We start from the raw sequence: 19,408 nt of genomic DNA, 5'->3' as shown, positions 1-19,408 counted from the left end.
CTGCATGATCAGCATGTGAAAAGGCTTTAGCTAGGGAACCGCAGCACGAAAAGTAGCTGCGTCGTGCCGTCATTTCAAATGATCGATGAAAACATGGCAACTCGATCAGGCATTACGCAGTGAAGTCCTCCACCTCCGCCCTTGACCGAGCAGTTCGCAATCGGAACTGCACTGATCGGTGGCTGCAATCAGATGCTTGCGCCCGCCCCCTTGTCGGTGAATGTATCTTGCGGTTGAATCCGAGCCAGTCAAGCTGAATACGATCAGGAGGTCGGCAGAACGCAATTTCGCGATCGCGCACCTCGCAGCAAGCATATCTTCGATAAAACCCCATTTCGTCAGGGCCAAGAGCTTAAACCCCAATTTGTCTCGTCAGGCGATCCGGACGAGATAATTTAGGGGTAATAAATGCCAGCACGGCAAACAATCCTGTGCTGGCACTCGATTGCGGAAATCAGTGACCAAGAGAATGCCGCATAGCATCAGCTTCGGCAGCAGTAATTTCTTCAACGGACCAAGTCGGATGCTTTGGCCCCGAAGTACGCAGGCGTACCCAGAGTATCTCGTTATCGCTAGCAAGCTCGTCCGTCCCGGAAGCCTCGGCCAAAATTGCACCAAGTTTGACCTCGACACGGAAAATAGCCGTAAACCGGTCGATTTTCCCTTCAAGCACGATGGACGGAAATATCCGGTTAAGAAGAAATCGCGTTCGTTCAGGCGCCTGCTGGTCTGACAAGAATGCTTCAACGACCTGAGACAGATCGATGTCAAGCTGCCTGCGGATGACATCCTGGTTCATCTGTTGCAGCCCATGCTCCAGTTCCTGCACCTTGCGCTCCAGGGTCAGAACATCCTCGCGTGCTTTCAAGAAGCCTTTTTCGAGAACAGGATCGTCCTCACCAATCTGGCGCAGCAATCGACCAAAACGTTCACGCGATCGTTCAGCACGATCAAGCGCAGATCGTGCCGCCAAAAGTTCTGCCTCACGCCCACCGTCCAATCGCTGCCGCAAGCAGTCGCGATAACGCTCGACAGCCTCTCCGGTGACCACTTTCTGCAGCAACCAGTTAAGCATCTGCCTCACGCCTTTGACCGAAATATACAGAGGCTGACGACCGGGCACACCGACGCGTGTCGCCTGATCGCACTGACTACAGTGCATGGTTCCGGTATCACTCTTTGCGCCATGGCGAGACAGATATGCATCGCAAGTACCGCAGCGAATGACCCCGGCTAGTGGATGTTTACCGCTGCCATAGCTCGCGCGAGCTCCTTGTCGCGGCATTCCAAGCTGTGAATCCTGTGGACAGGAAGAACTATGCATCCCCCTCGATTGACAGAGATTCCAGTCTGCCGAACTCACCAAAGCCAGTTCGCTCATCAGTCGCTGTCCATCCGGACGTTGCCTGCCTTTCTCCGCACTGAAATTGACGACGTAATAACCTTTATATATGGAGTTCTTTAGAAGCCGCTGGATCGCGCTGGCCCCCCAATATTTTCCTTTGTTAGGCGTCGCCTCACCTTTCAAGTTCAGGACGGCTGCAATCTGGTTAAGACTCATGCCCTCCTTGCGCAAGCGGAATACTTCGCGAACCACATCAGCCTGCGCCTCATTGACAGCCCACACACAGCGTCCTTCATCCGCACTGCGCACGACATCAACTTTGTAGCCATACGGCACTGCAGTAACCATTGCGCCGCGTTCAAACTCGCCTAACATGCCACGACAAACACGGTGGCGGGTCTCGTCGATAAAAAACTCGGCGAACACAGACTTGATACCAAAGAGTAGTTGTGCCGTCGCTTGTTCAGAATCGAAACCATCTGCCGTCAGCAGGCGCACACCATGCGCCTTCAGCTCTTCAAAGAACTCCAGCGCCTCTTTGGCGCTTCGTGCCAAGCGACATTGTTGATCGCAAATGATTACATTGACATCACCCGAGCGAACAGCTAGGCGCAGCGCGTGATACTGCTCACGTTTGTGCGTCGCCTTCGCGGTACCGGTGATGGCATCGTCTGCGAAGACAAGATCTTCAGATAGCGACAGACCGTAGCGTTCTGCAGTTTCGGCGCAACACCGAATCTGATCATCAATCGAAGTTTCCTTCTGACCGTCAGTTGAATACCTCGCATAAACGGCAATCCTCAGGACGACTCCCGGGGATGAGATTATCGACGCTTTGTAGGTAGCGGCGACGTTTTGGGCAATGATGCCTGGTTTAGGCGCATCAGGCCTTGTTTTTTGTGCGATATGCATTTTTCGTTCTCGCGATTAGGAGTGAGACGGAGAGCAATGTCAGCCAATACCTTCACCAAATCTTCTACCTCAGAAATAAGCGCCATATACCTTGTCCTATTGCGAATCACGTTCGCCACCTACACCCCACGCGGCCCCGTCGAACTTCCGCCAGAGGTGGTTCACCATCGAATGCGGCGGGCTACGCCCACCATGGGCCTACTAAGCCCGATGTCTTATCTTGCTCCCACCGCATCCTTCGAGCGGCGCAGCGGCACAACATTGTCAGGAAGGTCACACGCATTCCTGGTTGCTTCTGAAGCAGGAGGAAGAAGCCCTGCTCGCTTCATATGCAGCCCAGCTGGCGCTGCATCTTCTGTGAGTGGCCGACCATGCAGTAGGCGAGATACGTCCTCAGGCTGAACGTTTATGTAGCGGCTGAGCTGCGAATAAGTTTTGTGCCCGGTAATGACCTTCAACACCGGCATGTTTCCATTGAGCTCAAGCGTGAAGCGGGTCGCCGCCGTATGGCGCAGGTCGTGTATGCGAGCGTCTTTGATACCCGCCGACGCACAGGCGCGGGTCCAGGCAGCTTTTATTGTTTCGTATGTGATCGGCAGAATACGCTGTTCTGCCAGATCGTCCTGCCTCATTGCTGACAGCTTCAGCAGGATGTCCATGGCGACCGGTGTTAGTGGCACGTCCCTCGCCCCCGCCTTACCATCCTGCAACCGAACCAGACAACGTTGCCAGTCAACATCTGCCCAATTCGCATGGAATAGCGGCTCTGAAACGCGCATTGCAGTCTCTAGCAGTAGCGCAATCGCCGGGGCCACATAGGGATTGAGCGACTTCTCCAGCTGTGTGCTGACCTTGGCCCACTCTGCATTGGTGAGCACACGATCACGCGCATTGTCGATAGTCGGCATCGTCAGATGTGTCGCCGGGTTTATTGCGGGCTCGACCCAGAGCCAAGTTTTCCTCGCGTAATTGAACAGCCGGCGAATCAGGGCTCGCTCGAGGCCGACCGACGCTGCCTCGTACCCATCCAGCTGCATCACATCGACGAGATCCTGAATCTGATAATTGTGTATCTTCGCCACAGGCGTATGCGCCAGTAGCTGGATGAGTCTCTCCGTCCGCTCGGTTTGCTCAGTTTGGCGACGGCGGTAATCGTGAAGACCGTTCGGAATTTTGCGAGTCCCATCACCGGCAACCAAATTCACCTCAAAGTAGCGCCCCTTTCCTGCGGCCTCACCTTGAAGTTTGACGGCTTGAACAATTTCCAACCCTGCAGCACGCAGATAACGGTTTATTCTGTTGCTCTCTTGGCGCGCCCCTTTCAGGAATGGAAGGCGCTCCAGTGCATACATCTGGAGGCTCTGCGCCAGCGTCGTCCGCCAAGGCCCGTTATGTTTCGGCTTTCCAGCTTCAAGAATTTTCTGTCGCAACCGCTCGACTTCGCGCCGGGCTGCAGACTCGTTCGCAAAGCCCGTGCGATAGATAGACTGCCCCTTTAGGCGCAACCGAAACGACCAAACGGAACCTTCCTGATATGGTTTAACGGCCATCGCAGCCTCCTTCGACCAATAGGTTGGCCTTTAGAGAGACTGGAAACGAGATGAGGTACTGACGCGGCATACGAAACTCCTGTTGCTTGAGTTTGCGTATAGCTCAAAACCCCGAAATTCATCCACGAAACGGGATTCGACGGCTGTCGAGTCCTTGAACACAGAAATTGCCGGTACGATTTGACAGAAAACTGTCAGACGCAAGCAAAAAAATGGGGCCCACGGTTGGGGCCCCATTTTCCCGACACCCTTGCCGTCCAAGGAACAGCAAAGCGTCGAATTCTGGTGGCCAAGGGCGGAATCGAACCACCGACACGCGGATTTTCAATCCGCTGCTCTACCAACTGAGCTACTTGGCCAAAGGAGGCCGCATTATAGCGACGCCCCCTGCCTTGCGCAAGAAGATTCTCGCCTTATTTCGCATCGCTCAAGGACCGAAGGGGGGCGACTGGCGGTAGAGCTCGGCATAGTCCTCCGGTGGCGGCCGGGGCGGCAGCGGCGGTTGCCAGGCGCCAAAGACGACGCGGGCCACCGCGCCCCGGCCGCGCGGATTCGGTCGCAACATGGCACGCGCGCCGTGCTGGCTGGCGATTTCCTGGACGATGGCAAGCCCGAGGCCACTGCCTTCGCTGCTTGCGTCGTCGACCCGGTAGAAGCGCTCGAAAACCAGTTCGGCCTGCTCTTCCGAAATACCGATCCCGTCGTCCTCGATTTCCAGCAGCACGCTGACCTCGGTGACGATGGTGCGACAGGTGACGTGGCCACCGGCCGGCGTGTAGCGCAGGGCGTTGTCGATCAGGTTCTTGATCAGCTCGCGCAACATGAACTCGTTGCCGGAAATCATCGCCGGGCCGGGCGATTCAAAACCGAGGTCGATGCGCTTTTCAAGGGCGACGATCACCCAGTCCTCGACCACCTCGCGCAGCAGTTGCGTCAGGTCGGTCGGCGCGTGCTGTTGCTGCCCGAGTTCGCCGCCTTCGGTGCGGGCCAGCGTCAGCAACTGGTTGACCAGACGGCCGGCGCGATCAACGCCAGTGGCGATCTGCCGCAAGGCGTGGCGCAGTGCGGCCGGATCGGTTTCGCGGGCGGCGAACTGGGCCTGGGTCTTGAGGCCGGTGAGCGGGGTGCGCATCTGGTGCGCGGCGTCGGCAACGAAACGCTGCTGCGCCTCGACGTTGCGCTTCATGCGCTCGAGCATCTCGTTGAAGGCCTCGACCAGCGGCTCGAGCTCCTCCGGAACGCGGCGGGTGGCGATCGGCGACAGGTCGCCGGGGTCGCGGTCCTCGATCGTGTGGCGCAGCCGGGTCAGTGGCCGCAGGCCGCGCGACAGGCCAAACCAGACCAGCATGACAGCCAGCGGGATGATGATGAACTGCGGCAGGATGACACTGGCGACGATGCGGTTGGCGAGTTGCGTGCGCTTCTCGGTGGTTTCGGCAACTTCGACCAGCAGCCAGTGCCTCTCCGGCTGCTTCGGGTCGAGCAGGTAGGAATAGGCAATACGCAATTCCTGGCCATTGAACTCGTGGTCGCGGAAATACACCTCGCCCGGCTGCTGGTTGCCCCTGCCCGTCCCTTCCGGCATCGGCAGTTCGCGGTCACCGACCAGCAACTTGCGGCGCTCGTCGACGACATGGAAATAGACACTGTCGATCTCGTCTGCGCGCAGCAGCGCCCGGGTCGAGGCGTGCAGATTGACCACCGGCCGGCCGTCGACGTACTGCACCTGGCGGCTGAGCGTGGCGACCAGTTCGCGCAGCGACTGGTCATAGGGGAAGTTGGCAACGTTGTTGGCGAAGTAATGCGTGAAGGCAATGCTCAGCGGCCAGACGAAGAGCAGCGGCGCCAGCATCCAGTCGAGGATCTCGCCGAACAGCGAACGCTCGGCCTCCGGCGACGCCGCGCCGGCCCGCCCGGCGTCATTCGCCTTGCGGTCGCTCAAGACAATAACCCAGGCCGCGGACGGTGGCGATCTTGACCCCGCCGGACTCCAGCTTCTTGCGCAGACGGTGGACGTAAACCTCGATCGCGTTGTGGCTCACCTCCTCGCCCCAGCCACACAGGTGGTCGACCAGCTGATCCTTGCTCACCAGCCGCCCCATGCGGCTGAGCAGGACTTCGAGCAGACCGATCTCGCGTGCCGACAGCTCGAGCGGCACGCCACCGATCTGTGCCACCCGGCCAACCTGATCGAAGCTCAGTGCGCCACACACGATGGTCGGCGCCGTCCCCGACGAACGCCGCGTCAGCGCCCGCACCCGGGCTTCCAGTTCAGCCAGCTCGAAGGGCTTGACCATGTAATCGTCAGCACCGAGGTCGAGCCCCTTGACCCGGTCGTGCGTGCCATCGAGCGCCGTCAGGATCAGCACCGGCAACTGCGAATTGCGCGAACGCAGGCGCTTCAGCACCTCGAGACCGGACAGCTTGGGCAGGCCGAGATCGAGGATCAGCAGATCGTAGGCAACCGTGAGCAGGGCGGTATCCGCATCGAGCCCGTTGGCTGCCCAATCGACGGCGTAGCCAGCCTGCCGCAGGGAGCGGCAGAGACCGTCGGCAATGATCGTGTCGTCCTCGGCGATCAGGATGCGCATGGCCTCTCCCCCCTGGCAACGTAAGGACTGTGTAAGCAAATTATAGTAAGCTGCACGGGCTGTTCTCCTTTTATGGTCTCGGAGCCTAGGTCAATCCTGGGCTCAGGGGGTAGGCCCGACCTGCACTGGGCAACCCCCTACCTTCTTTTTCCCGGAACCCGTTCAGTCTAACAAAGAAAACGGATCGGCGTTTTCCGGGAGACCGCCCGACTCAGTGCGAACGGGCAGCCGACGCGCCAATGCCGGTTTCAGAACGAATCAGCTGATCCGGAAACAGGGCGCGTTCGCGGGCTGCCTGCGGCGAGCGGTCAAACAACGAAAGCAGCCAGATTGCCAGGAAGGCCAGCGGCATCGAGACGATCGCCGGCGAGGCATACGGAAACGGCGCCGAACCGGCCGCATGGCGCAGCACACCTTCCCAGACAGCCGGCGACAGCACGGTCAGGATGACGGCGCTGAACAAGCCGAGAAAACCACCGACGGTGGCGCCACGTGTCGTGCAATCCTTCCACAGCACCGCCATCGCCAGCACCGGAAAATTCACCGAGCAGGCGACCGAAAACGCCAGCATGACAATGTAGGCGACATTCTGGCGCCCGCAGACGATGCCCAGCAAGACGGCGATGACGCCGAGCGCGAAGGTGGACAGCTTGGACACCCGCCGCTCCTGCTCCGAAGTCGCCGCCCCCTGGCGCAGCACCGTCGCGTACAGATCGTGCGACACCGCCGAGGCGCCGGACAGGGTGAGGCCGGCGACGACGGCGAGGATGGTGGTGAAGGCGACGGCGGCGATGAAGCCAAGAAAGAGGTCACCGCCGAGTGCGCTGGCGAGATGGATGGCGGCCATGTTGGCACCACCCAGCAGGCCAGCGGAGACTCGCCCACCGACGAAATGCTCAGCGGGATGACCGATCAGCGCGACGATGGCGCCGAAGCCGATGATGAAGGTGAGGACGTAGAAATAGCCGATCCACATCGTCGCCCAGGCCACCGACTTGCGCGCCTCGCGAGCGTCGGCGACGGTGAAGAAGCGCATCAGGATGTGCGGCAGGCCGGCAGTGCCGAACATCAGCGCCATGCCGACGGAGAGCGCCGACACCGGGTCCTTGATCAGACCGCCGGGCGCCATCAGCGCATCCTTCAGCCGATGCAGCTCGGTCGCCCGGGCAAACAGCGCGTCCGGATTGAAATCGGCGCGATAGAGGACGAGCAGCGCCAGCAGCGTGGTGCCGACCAGCAGCAGGACCGCCTTGTTGATCAGCACCCAGGTGGTCGAGATCATGCCGCCGAAAAGGACGTAAAAAGTCATCAAGGCGCCGACCAGGATCACCGCGTAGGTGTATTCCAGCCCGAACAACACCTTGACCAGCTGACCGGCGCCGACCATCTGGGCAATCAGGTAGAACAGCACGACCACCAGTGAGCCGACTGCCGCCAGACTGCGCACCGGCTTCTGCGCGAAACGGTAGGCGGCGACGTCGGCAAAGGTGAACTTGCCGAGGTTGCGCAGGCGTTCGGCCATCAGGAAGGTCACCACCGGCCAGCCGACGAGCCAGCCGACGGAAAAGACCAGACCGTCGAAACCGCTGGCAAAAACCAGCCCGGAAATCCCGAGAAAGGACGCCGCCGACATGTAGTCGCCAGCGATTGCCAGACCGTTCTGGAAACCCGAGATGCCGCCGCCAGGCGTGTACAGGTTGGCCGAACTGCGGCTGCGCGCGGTCGCCAGCCGGGTCATCCACAAGGTCAGGCCAACGAAGAAGAAGAAGGTGCTGATCGCCGACCAGTTGGTCGGTTGCCGGGAGTTGACGACGAGCGCCGGCATGGCGACGGCGGCACCGGCCAGCGAGAGGCTGCCGGCGGCGAGCAGCAGATAGCGGACGGCGGGCGTCATTTCAGCGCCTGGCGCCGGATTTCCAGCGCCTCCGGGTCAAATTCCCGGTTTGCCCGGCGCACGTAGAGCACGGTCACCAGCACGGTCAAGGCGATCACTCCGAGACCGAACAGGATGCCGAGGTTGGCGGTCATGCCGCGGGCCAGCGGCCGGGCGAGCCAGTCCGGGTGAAAGGCGAGGGTCAGGATGAAGGCGAAATAGGCGAGCATGATCAAGCCCGCCAGCAAAAAGGCATAGCGATTGCGTCGCCTGAGCAGCGACCGGAAACGCGGGTTCTCGCGAACCAGCGCACAACTCACGGCGTGCTTTTGCATCGAAACCTCCCCGACCCCCCGGCCCGGTAAAGCGAAGGGCGCAAGAATAGCGCATTCCGGGTTTTGTTGCGATGCCGCAAAAACGGCTTCCGCTCAGCTCTCGACGGGACGCAGCTTGCCGCTTTCGAGGAGCAGCACCTGGTCAAAATCGGCCAGCCCGGTCGGCCGGTGGCTGACCCAGATCAGCGTGCGGCCGCGCAGCTGGTGGCGCAGCCGCGCCAGCAGCGCCTGCTCGGCGGCTGGATCGAGCCCTTCGGTCGCCTCGTCGAACAGCGTCACCGGCGCCTCGCGCAACAAGGCGCGGGCAACGCCGAGGCGGCGCCGCTGGCCGCCGGAGAGGCTGGCGCCCTCCTCGTCGATCCAGGTCGCCAGGCCATCCGGCCAGGCGGCGACGGTCTCGCGCAGGCCGACCAGGTCGAGCACCGCCCACAGTGCCGCATCGTCGGCTTGCGGCCTGGCCAGGCGCAGGTTGTCGGCCAGCGTCGCGGTGAATAGCCAGACCGTCTGCGGCGCGCAGGCGATGTGACGGCGCAGCGTCGTCTCGTCGAGTTCGGGCAGCGCCACGCCGCCAAGGCGGATCGTGCCGGCCTGCGGATCGCGCAGGCGGGTCAGCAGGTCGAGCAGGCTGCTCTTGCCCTCGCCGCTCGGCCCGAGCAGCGCCAGATGCGTGCCCGCCGGAATGGCGAGCGAAACCTCGTCAAGCAGGCGGTGCTCGGGACTGTGCCAGAAAGTGAGGCCGTCGAACTGCAGGGCGGCGTCGCCCGGCTGCGGCCCGTGCGCCGCGTAGGCCGGCGCCGGCGGCGTGTCGGCAATGGCCTGCAGGCGGCGCGCACTGGCCACCGTTCCCGGCAACTCAAGCCAGGCCTGCGGCAGGTTCTGCACGACCTCCAGACTGGCCAGCACCAGCATCAGGATCACCGCCAGCCACGGGCCATCCGGGCCAGTGCCGACGGGCAGCGCGGCAAGGACGCCGATCACCGCCCAGAGCACGATGCCGATCGCCAGCAGCAACAGCCCGCGCAAGGCGGCGCCCCGCCGTTGCTGACGCAACTGCAGGCGAACCCGCGCTGCGTCGAGGTCGAGGATGCGCTGGCGCTGCGCCTGCCAGGCCGGCGCATGCAGTGCGTAATCCTCGATGCCGTCCACGGCATCGAGCAGTTCCCGGCGCAGTTCGAACTGCGCGGCAACCAGCGCCGGCGACAGCCGGCCGCCGATCCGCCAGGCCAGCCAGGGCACAACAAGCAGCGCGAAGGCAACGAAGGCACCCCACGGCGCGAGCAAGGCCGGCGCCTGCCAGGCGAAGACGGCGGCGAGCAGCAAGAGGCTGAGCCAGGCCGCGATGCTGGGCAGCAGCAGACGCTGATAGAGGTTGTCGAGGGCGTCGATGTCGCGGGTCAGGCGGCTGAGCAGGTCGGCGCCGTGCAGGCTGCCGGTCTGCGCCGGCGACAGCCGGCACAAGGCCTGGTAGAGCCAGACGCGCAGGGCGCCGATCAGGCGGAAGGTGGCCTCGTGCGTGCTGACCCGCTCCGCCCAGCGGCTGGCGGTGCGGCTCAGCGCGAAGAAACGGACGCCGGCCGACGGGTAGAAGAAGTTGAAGATGTGCGCCGCTTCCGGGCTCAGGCCGGCAATCGCCGTCGCCGTCAGGAAGCCGCCGGAGAGACCGAGCAGGCCGAGGCTGGCGAGCAGGCTGGTGAAGGTGAGCAGAAGGCCGAGCGCCAGCCAGCCGCGGAAGGCCAGCATGCGGCCGAGGAAGGGACGAAGAACGGCAAGCGGCCCGGGCACGGAGGTTTGATCGTGCTTCATGCGCAGGCTCCCGCCAGGAATGCGTCGACTTCCTTGACCTTGCCCGGTTCCCCCTCAGCGACCAGGCGCCCGTCGTCGAGCAGGGCGACCCGCTGCACCAGCTGCAACGTGGCGGCGCGGTGGGTCAGCAGGAGCAGCGTGCGCCCCCGGGCCAATTCCTGCAGGCCGCGCATCACCAGCGCCTCGGTTTCGCGGTCGAGGCTGGCCGTCGGCTCGTCGAGCAGCAACAGGCTGGCCTGCCGCAGATGGACGCGGGCCAGCGCCAGACGGCGCAGCTGACCGCCGGACAGCAGACGGCCGCCTTCGCCGAGCCGGGTCTCCCAGCCGTCGGGCAGGCTGGCGAACCACGGCGTCAGGCCGGCGAATTCGAGCGCCGCGGCGAGCGCCGCCGGGTCGGCATCGTGGCGTGCCACGCGCAGATTGTCGGCGAGCGTCGCCGGCAACAGGCGCGGATGCTGGCTCATCCAGGCAATACCTTCGCGCCAGGCCTGGGCGTCGAGCTCGTCGAGCGGCCGGCCGTCGATCAGGACACGCCCGGCGTCGGCACTCAGCTCACCGAGGATCAGGCGCAACAAGGTGGTCTTGCCGGCGCCGCTGTTGCCGACGATGGCCAGCGAGCCGCCGGCCGGCAGGTCGAGCGACAACTCGCGCAGCACCGGCACGCCGGGCTGGTGGGCGAAGCTCAGACGCTCGAGGCGGATGGCCGGCGCCCCTTCACCCGGCGCCAGATCGCCGCCGCGGCATTGCCCCGAAGTGGCGGCGAAGATCGGCTGCAGCTGCTCGGCAGCGGCCAGCGCTTCGGCGCGCGCGTGGTAATGGGTGCCGAGTTCGCGCAAGGGCAGATAGAACTCCGGCGCCAGCAGCAGGATGAAGAAGGACAGCGCCAGATCGGGGGGCGCCTCGTAGTAGCCGAAATCGAGATGGCCGAGCAGCGAGAAGCCGAGGTAAACGGCAAGCATGGCGATCGACACCGAGGCGAAGAATTCGAGCACGGTCGACGACAGGAAGGCGAGGCGCAGCACGCTCATCGTGCGCACCCGGAACTCCTCGGCAACAGCAGCAACGCGCGGCGTCTGCGCGCGGTGCGCATCGAGCAGGCGCAGGTTGCCCAGACCGCGCACCAGATCGAGGAAGTGGCCGCTCATCCGGGTCAGCATCTGCAGTTGCCGGGTCTGGCGGGCCTGCGTACCGAGGCCGACGAGGATCATGAAGACCGGGATCAGCGGCGCAGTCAGCAGGAAGATCAGGCCAGCCGCCCAGTTCAGGGGAAAGACGACGCCCAGGATGAGCAGCGGAATGAGGACGGCGATGAACATCTGCGGCCGGTAACGGGAGAAATAGCCGTCCAGCCCGTCGACCTGTTCGAGCAGCGTCGACACCAGGCCGCCACCAGTCTGCCCGGCCACCCAGGCCGGGCCAAGCGCCGCCACCTGGTCGAGCAGGTCGCGGCGCAGCGCCGCCCGGATCTTCGCCGCCGCGCGCGCTCCTGCTTCCTCGCGCGCCCAGCCGGCAAGCGCCCGCCAGACGAAGGCAAACGGCAGGCCGTACCAGTACGCCGCCAGTTCGGCGAGCGACTTGCCATCCATCACCAAGCCGTGGATCAGCGCGGCCAGCAAGGCCGCCATGACGATGACACCGAGCCCCTGCAGCAGCCCGGCAAGGATCGCCAGTTCGCGCCAGGGCCGACCGCGTACCGCCAGTCCGTTGAGCCAGGCCTTCGTCGTGGCGTCGTTACGCAACTGTCCTCTCACCTTCCCACCATCCTCCTGCAGTGACGGCCGAGCCGCCCGATAACCCTGCTGGCAGTGTGCCCTTGGCGGCGCACCAAAGAAAACACCCGGCCGCAGCCGGGTGTTCTGTGCTTGCTTGAGCGATGCTCAGGCGGGCATTATCACATACCCATGCCGCCCATGCCGCCCATGCCGCCCATGCCGCCCATGTCGGGCATGCCGCCGGCCGGCTTGTCTTCGGCCAGTTCAGCAACCATGCACTCGGTGGTGAGCATCAGGCCGGCCACGGAGGCGGCGTTCTGCAGCGCGGTGCGGGTAACCTTGGTCGGGTCGAGAACGCCCATTTCGACCATGTCGCCGTACTCGCCGGTGGCAGCGTTGTAACCGTAGTTACCCTTGCCACGAACGACCTTGTCGACCACCACGGACGGCTCGTCGCCGGCGTTGGCAACGATTTCGCGCAGCGGGGCTTCGATCGCCTTGAGGATCAGCTTGATGCCGGCGTCCTGGTCGTGGTTCTCGCCCTTCAGGGTCTTGACCGCGGCACGGGCGCGCAGCAGGGCAACGCCGCCGCCAGGAACGATGCCTTCTTCAACGGCGGCACGGGTGGCGTGCAGCGCGTCTTCGACACGGGCCTTCTTTTCCTTCATTTCGACTTCGGTGGCAGCGCCAACCTTGATCACGGCCACACCGCCGGCCAGCTTGGCCACGCGTTCCTGCAGCTTTTCGCGGTCGTAGTCAGAGGTCGCTTCCTCGATCTGGATGCGGATCTGCTTGACGCGGGCCTGGATGGAGGCTTCGTCGCCGGCGCCGTCGATGATCGTGGTGTTTTCCTTGGCGATCTCGACGCGCTTGGCCTGGCCCAGATCCTTCAGGGTGGCCTTTTCCAGCGACAGACCGGTCTCTTCGGAGATGACGGTACCGCCGGTCAGGATGGCGATGTCTTCGAGCATGGCCTTGCGACGGTCGCCGAAGCCCGGCGCCTTGACGGCGACGGTCTTGAGGATGCCGCGGATGTTGTTCACAACCAGGGTGGCCAGCGCTTCGCCATCGACGTCTTCGGCGATGATCAGCAGCGGACGCGAGGCCTTGGCGACTTGTTCAAGCACCGGCAGCAGGTCACGGATGTTCGAGATCTTCTTGTCGAAGAGCAGGACGAACGGGTTGTCGAGCAGGGCGATCTGCTTGTCCGGGTTGTTGATGAAGTAGGGCGACAGGTAGCCGCGGTCGAACTGCATGCCTTCGACGACATCGAGTTCGTTGGCCAGGGACTTGCCGTCTTCAACGGTGATGACGCCTTCCTTGCCGACCTTTTCCATGGCTTCGGCGATGATGTCGCCGATCGAGGAATCGGAGTTGGCGGAGATCGAACCGACCTGGGCGATTTCCTTGGTCGTCGTGCACGGCTTGGAAATGGCCTTCAGTTCTTCGATGGTGGCGGCGACGGCCTTGTCGATGCCGCGCTTCAGATCCATCGGGTTCATGCCGGCGGCGACGTACTTCATGCCTTCGCGGACGATCGCCTGGGCCAGCACGGTGGCGGTGGTGGTGCCGTCACCGGCGATGTCGGAGGTCTTGGAAGCAACTTCCTTGACCATCTGGGCGCCCATGTTGGCGAACTTGTCCTTCAGTTCGATTTCCTTGGCGACGGAAACGCCATCCTTGGTGACCGTCGGGCCGCCGAAGGAACGTTCCAGAACCACGTTGCGGCCCTTCGGACCGAGGGTCACCTTGACCGCGTCGGCCAGGATGTTGATGCCTTCGACCATGCGGGCGCGGGCGGAATCACCGAATTTGACTTCTTTGGCTGCCATTTATCTAGCTCCTGAATATTGATCTGTTGAGAGAATCGACCGCAGAAATTACTTCTGCAGGACACCCATGATGTCTTCTTCGCGCATGACCAGGACTTCCTGACCATCGACCTTGACCGCCTGGCCGGCGTACTTGCCGAACAGCACGCGGTCGCCGACCTTGACGTCGGGAACGAGGTACTTGCCGGCGTCGTCGCGCTTGCCCGGACCGACAGCCAGCACTTCACCCTGATCCGGCTTCTCGCCGGCGGAATCGGGGATGACGATGCCGGAAGCGGTGGTGCGCTCGGCTTCGACGCGCTTGACGATCACGCGGTCATGCAGGGGACGGATGTTCATAGATATCACTCCTGAAATGTTGTTCTTCGAACGAAAAATTGGCCGGTCGCAGCGATTGCGATCCCGGGACCGGAGCGCGCCGCTGTTAGCACTCGCCGCCGGTGAGTGCTAATAATAGGGACGCCCTGCCGGCATTTCAAGAGTCCGGCGGATTTTTTGTTGTCGCCAATCGCTCAACACGAGCGCCGGCCTCGGCGACAACCCCGGCTCAAGCGCCGCTCACTCGACGGGAGCGAACCCATAGTAAGAACCGTAGGCCGACGGTGCCGGCGCGTAGGCGGCAACCTTGATCGCATCAGCCAGAGTGACCTGGTTGGTGAGGCCATCGACCCCCCCTTCTTCCCTGAGCCAGCGCTCTTCCACTTCCCTTTCGCTCAGTCCGTTGAGACTGAGGTTGCGGTCGAAGCGCTCGGCACGATACTCGAACGCCGTGTCATGGGCGATGAACAAGGTATGGGGGCAGGCGGTGATGCGTGTCTCGTCCGCCGGATCCGCACCCATCACCCGGATGCCGCAGAAAGGGCAGTGCACGGGCGTGTAATAGAAAGTCTTGAGTTCGGTTCGCTGGATGGTGTGCTGCATTGCGTACTCCTTGGATTCTGGACATGGGCGGCGATGGCGACGGCCGGCAAAGCCCGGCCGCGCCGGGCAATCGATCGACGCCCCAGCTTGGCAGGCGGCTGACGTTCCCGCAGTCGGGGACGGCGCTGCCGCGCCTGACATTGCTTAACTTCATTCGGCTTTTTCCGGGCTTGTCCGGAAATCGGCAACTGGCGATTCGGACGCTCCGGCCAGGAACATCTTCCGACACCAAAAGCTCAGGCAAGCGCCTGAGAGAAAAACAGAAGGATCAGGCGATCAGGATGTTGCCGGCCTGCTTGCCCTTGGGGCCGGTGGTGATGTCGAAAATCACCCGCTGGCCTTCGGCCAGCGTCTTGAAGCCAGGGGATTGAATCGCCGAAAAATGCGCGAAGAGATCTTCGCCGCCGCCTTCCGGCGTGATGAAGCCAAAACCCTTGGAATCGTCAAACCACTTGACCTTGCCTGTTGCCATATCTTGAATCTCCGGAAATTGACGGGGCCGATAGCCCCTGCCAGGGGCGAGATCAAGAGGGCGAGGTGACAGTGGGGGAATGGTGCCGCAGAACTGCGGGTACGGTACTAGACCAACAAAATGACGACACATACGGGAAATCGCTGCGGTGCACAATACACGCCACTGATCCCATCGGCAAACGATATTTGCAATGTCCATCACCACCGACGACCGGACAAGGCTTGGCGTGCCTGGGGGCTGCATGATTCGCCGCACGCCCGGAGCGAGCGTCAGAATGGACAACGAATGTCAGAAATGTCAGGCGACGCAGGCAAATGGCGCCTACAAGGCACCGCCTTGTCCGGCAGAAAACGCCCTGATGGCCTGGTACGGCTCTTGCGAAATCGGCCTTACCCGATGCTCGTCAGCGTCAGCGCAGTCGGCGAGAGAGAGCCATAGCCCAGGACAATCGCCGACATACGAAATGATGATTAGCCCCATGACTGGCCGGCAAAGAAAATAAGAAAACACTGATTGACGGTGTCAATCGCCGGAAGCTCCGGGCTGTTGCGATGGAAGTCTCCTGACGGAGCTTCCGAGCGACATCCTCAGGTGCTTGTACCCCCCGGAATCCCCCCGTCGAACGGGGACGGTTCCAGTTCGCAAGGAGATGTCATGAGTTGTGATACCGGTATCAAACCGCGCAAGACTGCCAAAAACCCTCAAACCCCCTCACCAGAAACCGTTCAGGAGAAAAAAGCCATGAGTTCCACGATGGTCCGCCGTGAAATGCCCGAATTCACCATGGAAGCCTACGATGCCAAGACCGGCCACTTCAGCAAAGTGTCCAGCGCCGATTACAAGGGCAAGTGGGCCGTCGTCTGCTTCTACCCTGCCGACTTCACCTTTGTCTGCCCGACCGAAATCGCCGCCATGAACGCCAAATACGACGAGTTCCAGAAAATGGGGGTCGAAATCCTCGCGGTTTCCGTCGATTCCAAGTTCTCGCACAAGCGTTTCGTCGAAACCGAGCCCATCCTCAAGGGCCTCCAGCTGACCATCGGCGCCGATACCACCCAGGAAGTCAGCGCCATGTTCGGTGTCCTGATCGAGGAAGAAGGCGTCGCCCTGCGCGGCCGCTTCCTGTTCAACCCGGACGGCATCTGCGTCGCCCAGGAAGTGCAGGCGGACTCGGTCGGCCGCAACGTCCACGAGTTCATCCGTCAGGTCGAAGCCTGGCAGCACGCCACCAAGACCGGCGAAGTCTGCCCGGCCGGCTGGCGTCCGGGCAAGAAGACGCTGCCGGTGAATACCGACGCGGAAAAGATGACCGGTCGCGTCGGCGACTACATCACGATCGAAGAGATCATGAGCTGAGTCCCGCCGCCCTTTCCCCGGCCAAAGCACCAGGGAAGGGGCGATGCCGGGCGGCGAAGCGCGCCGCAGCGGCGCGCCTTTTTACCTGACAAAGTTCACCAAAGCGTTTGCCGTAACGCTGGAAGCCCCATAAAATCAGTTTTTTATCATTTTCTAATATTTAAATGCTGCGCAAGAACCTGGCAGAAAACTACAGCCCGCTCTATTTCCTCGCCGCCCTGGGTGCCGGGGGCCTGGCAATTTCCTTCTTCATGTATCCGTATTTCATGATCAAGGGACGGACGACGCCGATGCCGACCTTCGAGACCATCTGGCCGCTGCTGACCGGCGACAATCCGCTGCTCGCCGGCCTGCTGGCGCTCGACCTGGCCGCCATCGCCGCCCTCGCCTTCCTGCATTTCCGCCTGCTCGCCTGGAATTTCCGCGAACTCGGCGAGTTCCGGCGCAGCGCCGCGCGCGACAACTTCGACCCGGCGCGCGGCGAACTGAGCCTGATGGCGATCCCGCTCACCCTGGCGATGACCGTCAATGTCTGCTTCGTGCTTGGCGCGCTGTTCGTGCCCGGCCTGTGGAGCATCGTCGAATGGCTGTTCCCGGGGGCGATGCTGGCCTTCCTGGCGATCGGCATCCACGCCCTGCGCATCCTGCTCGCCTATTTCGGCAACACGCTAACCAAGGGCGGCGTCGATTTCGCCAGCAACAACAGCCTGGCGCCGATGATCGCCATCTTCACGCTGGCAATGATCGCCGTCGGCCTGGCCGCGCCCGCGGCGATGAGCCAGGTTCTGGGAGTGCAGGTGATCAGCATGCTGCTGTCGCTGTTCTTCTTCAGCGCCGCCGTCCTGCTCGCCGTGATCAAGCTGGTGATCGGTTTCCGCAACATGTTCGAGCACGGCATCAACGTGCAGGCCAGTCCGTCCCTGTGGATCATCATCCCCATCGTCACCCTGCTCGGCATCGCCTGGATCCGCCTGTCGCTGGGCATGACCCGCGGCTTCGAACTGAACGAGGCGCGCAGCTCGCTGTTCGTGTTTGCCGCGGTGCTCCTTTCAGTGCAGATCCTGTTCGGCCTGATCGGCTGGACCGTGATGCGCCGCCTCGGCTACTTCACTGACTACGTCTGGGGCAGACAGGGCAACGCCGGCACCTTCTCGCTGATCTGCCCGGGCGTCGCCCTGTTCGTCTTCGGCTTCTTCTTCCTCTCCTTCGGGCTCGTCCATAGCGGCCTGGTCGAGCACCTGTCGCCGCTCTACTTCATCATCCTGCTGCCCTTCAGCGCCATCCAGATCGTCACCCTGTACGTGATGTTCCGGCTGCAACGCAGCATCCTGACCCTTGCCTGAAGCCTTTCCCGGAAACCCCATGTCGAAACACCGCAAGCTGATCTACCGACTCGCCTTCCTCGACGGCATCGCCCTGCTGCTCCTGGTCTTCATCGCCGTACCGGTCAAGTACCTGCTCGACCTGCCGCTCGGCGTGAAGATCCTCGGACCGATCCACGGCACCCTCTTCCTGTCGCTGATGATCGCCAGCCTGAGCGCCGTCAGCCGCGGTGCGCTGCGCCCCGGTCTGGCCGCCCTGCTTTTCGTCGGCGCCCTGCTGCCGCTTGGCGCCTTCTATGCCGATTACCGCCTGCGCCAGGCCTATCCGGAACTCGCCGCTTAGACGGGGACGCCATTACGCCAGACTGACCCGCACAACCCCGTCGCTCTCTTCAAAAACGTGGCGTACCGACAGAAACTTCTCGATCACCAGGCAATTGGTCCCGAGGTGCGAGGAAAGCGCCGGGGTGGTGAAACTACCCTGGCCTGCCAGGGCCATCGGCAGCAGCAACTGGTCGGCCAGATACTCGCCGACCGCCGCGCCGCTATCGCGGAACCGGCGAGCTTCGCGGGCGGCACGGTCGGCCACGGCTTCGCCCGAAAGCCCACGTTCGCCGCAAGTGGAAAACAGCTCGGTCAGTTCCGGATACTCCAGCACCACCATCAGCACATTGCCCGGCCCCTCGTTACTCGGCAGCACCCGCAACTCCTCGTCCAACGCCCCCAATGAGCTGGCGGCCCGCTGCATCTCGCGTTTGGCGACATCGACCGGCACACCGGAGACCACACCGATGGCACGGGTGCGTCGCAACTCACCACGCGCCTCCAGTTGCAAGGGCTGCCAGGCCGTGACCGGTGCCGTGGACGCCAGCACCTCGCCGCCCCCGGCCGGGTAAAAGCCGTGGCGCAGCAACTGGATGTCCAGCGTCACGCCCATGCGCCGCAGCAGCGGCTGCCAGCAGCGGATCAGGAAATCGGCCGGCGGCGCCGCCGGGTTGTGGGTGCCGCCGCTGACCCGCAGCGTGCTCGGCCCGTCGGCGAACCACAGCGCCGGCAACACCGTCTGCAGCACCAGGGTGGAGCTGCCGGCGGAACCGATGGCGAAGGCGTAATCCCCACCCCGGATCGGCCCCGGCTGGAAGCGCAAACGCTGCGAGCCGGGCGCAGCCCCTTCCACCTGCGCCCCACACACCACGGCCGCCGCCTGCACGGCCGTCAGATGCTGACGCAGCAAGCCCGGCTTCTTGCGCCCGGCGCGAATGCGCTCGATGGCAAAAGGGATGCCGGTAATCATTGACAGGCTCAAGGCCGTCCGCAAAATCTGACCCCCGCCCTCACCGCGGGAACCGTCGAGTTCTATCCATTCCATATTGTTGTTCTC

General features: G+C 63.0%; 16 protein-coding genes and 1 tRNA gene. 3 read left to right on the top strand and 14 right to left on the bottom strand.

All coding sequences use genetic code 11. The annotated features are described in order from the left end of the window. Positions 1-454: 454 nt before the first annotated feature. The 13 genes from ACE3OV_RS10050 to ACE3OV_RS09990 form a co-directional block, all read right to left on the bottom strand. Positions 455-2,257: a recombinase family protein gene (locus ACE3OV_RS10050; RefSeq protein ID WP_374326912.1), complete on the bottom strand. Its 1,803-nt coding sequence runs from the start codon at positions 2,255-2,257 to the stop codon at positions 455-457. A 215-nt stretch (positions 2,258-2,472) separates the two neighbouring features. Further along, the gene (locus ACE3OV_RS10045; protein WP_374326910.1) at positions 2,473-3,807 is read right to left on the bottom strand and encodes a tyrosine-type recombinase/integrase; all 1,335 of its coding nucleotides are present in this window, start codon (positions 3,805-3,807) and stop codon (positions 2,473-2,475) included. Positions 3,808-4,090: 283 nt separating this feature from the next. After that, positions 4,091-4,166: transfer RNA gene (locus ACE3OV_RS10040), tRNA-Phe, on the bottom strand. Between the two features lie 68 nt (positions 4,167-4,234). Beyond that, on the bottom strand, positions 4,235-5,749 hold the full coding sequence (locus tag ACE3OV_RS10035) for a sensor histidine kinase N-terminal domain-containing protein (protein ID WP_374326909.1): 1,515 nt from the start codon (positions 5,747-5,749) through the stop codon (positions 4,235-4,237). Next, positions 5,727-6,398 carry a response regulator transcription factor gene (locus ACE3OV_RS10030; RefSeq protein ID WP_374326908.1) on the bottom strand — a complete coding sequence of 224 codons (672 nt, stop codon included), beginning with the start codon at positions 6,396-6,398 and terminating at the stop codon, positions 5,727-5,729. The genes ACE3OV_RS10035 and ACE3OV_RS10030 overlap by 23 nt, the downstream gene beginning before the upstream one ends. Before the next feature lie 211 nt (positions 6,399-6,609). Beyond that, entirely contained in the window at positions 6,610-8,292 is a 1,683-nt protein-coding gene (gene actP, locus ACE3OV_RS10025; protein WP_374326907.1) for a cation/acetate symporter ActP, read from the bottom strand. Beyond that, a complete protein-coding gene (locus tag ACE3OV_RS10020; protein ID WP_374326906.1) occupies positions 8,289-8,606 on the bottom strand; it encodes a DUF485 domain-containing protein in 318 nt (105 codons plus the stop codon). Before ACE3OV_RS10020 ends, actP begins: the two co-directional genes overlap by 4 nt. 93 nt (positions 8,607-8,699) lie before the next feature. After that, on the bottom strand, positions 8,700-10,409 hold the full coding sequence (gene cydC / locus ACE3OV_RS10015; protein ID WP_374326905.1) for a thiol reductant ABC exporter subunit CydC: 1,710 nt from the start codon (positions 10,407-10,409) through the stop codon (positions 8,700-8,702). Beyond that, a complete protein-coding gene (gene cydD / locus ACE3OV_RS10010; RefSeq protein ID WP_374326904.1) occupies positions 10,406-12,148 on the bottom strand; it encodes a thiol reductant ABC exporter subunit CydD in 1,743 nt (580 codons plus the stop codon). Before cydD ends, cydC begins: the two co-directional genes overlap by 4 nt. Positions 12,149-12,300: 152 nt before the next feature. After that, a complete protein-coding gene (gene groL / locus ACE3OV_RS10005; RefSeq protein WP_374326903.1) occupies positions 12,301-13,953 on the bottom strand; it encodes a chaperonin GroEL in 1,653 nt (550 codons plus the stop codon). A 48-nt stretch (positions 13,954-14,001) separates the two neighbouring features. Beyond that, the gene (locus tag ACE3OV_RS10000) at positions 14,002-14,292 is read right to left on the bottom strand and encodes a co-chaperone GroES (protein WP_234087000.1); all 291 of its coding nucleotides are present in this window, start codon (positions 14,290-14,292) and stop codon (positions 14,002-14,004) included. A gap of 219 nt (positions 14,293-14,511) precedes the next feature. Beyond that, the gene (locus ACE3OV_RS09995) at positions 14,512-14,874 is read right to left on the bottom strand and encodes a hypothetical protein (protein WP_374326902.1); all 363 of its coding nucleotides are present in this window, start codon (positions 14,872-14,874) and stop codon (positions 14,512-14,514) included. Between the two features lie 268 nt (positions 14,875-15,142). Beyond that, positions 15,143-15,346 carry a cold-shock protein gene (locus tag ACE3OV_RS09990; protein WP_374326900.1) on the bottom strand — a complete coding sequence of 68 codons (204 nt, stop codon included), beginning with the start codon at positions 15,344-15,346 and terminating at the stop codon, positions 15,143-15,145. Positions 15,347-16,090: 744 nt separating this feature from the next. Between ACE3OV_RS09990 and ACE3OV_RS09985 the strand changes: the two genes are divergently transcribed. The 3 genes from ACE3OV_RS09985 to ACE3OV_RS09975 all read left to right on the top strand — a co-directional run bounded on the left by ACE3OV_RS09985 (position 16,091) and on the right by ACE3OV_RS09975 (position 18,370). Beyond that, entirely contained in the window at positions 16,091-16,705 is a 615-nt protein-coding gene (locus tag ACE3OV_RS09985; protein ID WP_374326899.1) for a peroxiredoxin, read from the top strand. 164 nt (positions 16,706-16,869) lie between these two features. After that, positions 16,870-18,048, top strand: coding sequence for a hypothetical protein (locus tag ACE3OV_RS09980; RefSeq protein WP_374326898.1), 1,179 nt, complete (start codon positions 16,870-16,872; stop codon positions 18,046-18,048). Positions 18,049-18,067: 19 nt separating this feature from the next. Next, a complete protein-coding gene (locus ACE3OV_RS09975; protein ID WP_374326897.1) occupies positions 18,068-18,370 on the top strand; it encodes a DUF3817 domain-containing protein in 303 nt (100 codons plus the stop codon). 12 nt (positions 18,371-18,382) lie between these two features. On the opposite strand, the gene rtcA is transcribed toward ACE3OV_RS09975, so the two are convergent. Then, the gene (gene rtcA / locus ACE3OV_RS09970) at positions 18,383-19,396 is read right to left on the bottom strand and encodes an RNA 3'-terminal phosphate cyclase (RefSeq protein ID WP_374326896.1); all 1,014 of its coding nucleotides are present in this window, start codon (positions 19,394-19,396) and stop codon (positions 18,383-18,385) included. Between the last annotated feature and the right edge of the window lie 12 nt (positions 19,397-19,408).

The sequence above is a fragment of the Azonexus sp. genome (assembly GCF_041909095.1).
Taxonomy (GTDB): domain Bacteria; phylum Pseudomonadota; class Gammaproteobacteria; order Burkholderiales; family Rhodocyclaceae; genus Azonexus.
This window is presented reverse-complemented; position numbering and strand designations above follow the sequence as displayed.

Bases quoted from the DNA above. Each gene is read 5' to 3' on its own strand.
- ACE3OV_RS10050 (WP_374326912.1), bottom strand. From the start codon at position 2,257: ATGCATATCGCACAAAAAACAAGGCCTGATGCGCCTAAACCAGGCATC.
- ACE3OV_RS10045 (WP_374326910.1), bottom strand. From the start codon at position 3,807: ATGGCCGTTAAACCATATCAGGAAGGTTCCGTTTGGTCGTTTCGGTTG.
- ACE3OV_RS10030 (WP_374326908.1), bottom strand. From the start codon at position 6,398: ATGCGCATCCTGATCGCCGAGGACGACACGATCATTGCCGACGGTCTC.
- actP (WP_374326907.1), bottom strand. From the start codon at position 8,292: ATGACGCCCGCCGTCCGCTATCTGCTGCTCGCCGCCGGCAGCCTCTCG.
- ACE3OV_RS10020 (WP_374326906.1), bottom strand. From the start codon at position 8,606: ATGCAAAAGCACGCCGTGAGTTGTGCGCTGGTTCGCGAGAACCCGCGT.
- cydC (WP_374326905.1), bottom strand. From the start codon at position 10,409: ATGAAGCACGATCAAACCTCCGTGCCCGGGCCGCTTGCCGTTCTTCGT.
- groL (WP_374326903.1), bottom strand. From the start codon at position 13,953: ATGGCAGCCAAAGAAGTCAAATTCGGTGATTCCGCCCGCGCCCGCATG.
- ACE3OV_RS10000 (WP_234087000.1), bottom strand. From the start codon at position 14,292: ATGAACATCCGTCCCCTGCATGACCGCGTGATCGTCAAGCGCGTCGAA.
- ACE3OV_RS09995 (WP_374326902.1), bottom strand. From the start codon at position 14,874: ATGCAGCACACCATCCAGCGAACCGAACTCAAGACTTTCTATTACACG.
- ACE3OV_RS09990 (WP_374326900.1), bottom strand. From the start codon at position 15,346: ATGGCAACAGGCAAGGTCAAGTGGTTTGACGATTCCAAGGGTTTTGGC.
- ACE3OV_RS09985 (WP_374326899.1), top strand. From the start codon at position 16,091: ATGAGTTCCACGATGGTCCGCCGTGAAATGCCCGAATTCACCATGGAA.
- ACE3OV_RS09980 (WP_374326898.1), top strand. From the start codon at position 16,870: ATGCTGCGCAAGAACCTGGCAGAAAACTACAGCCCGCTCTATTTCCTC.
- ACE3OV_RS09975 (WP_374326897.1), top strand. From the start codon at position 18,068: ATGTCGAAACACCGCAAGCTGATCTACCGACTCGCCTTCCTCGACGGC.
- rtcA (WP_374326896.1), bottom strand. From the start codon at position 19,396: ATGGAATGGATAGAACTCGACGGTTCCCGCGGTGAGGGCGGGGGTCAG.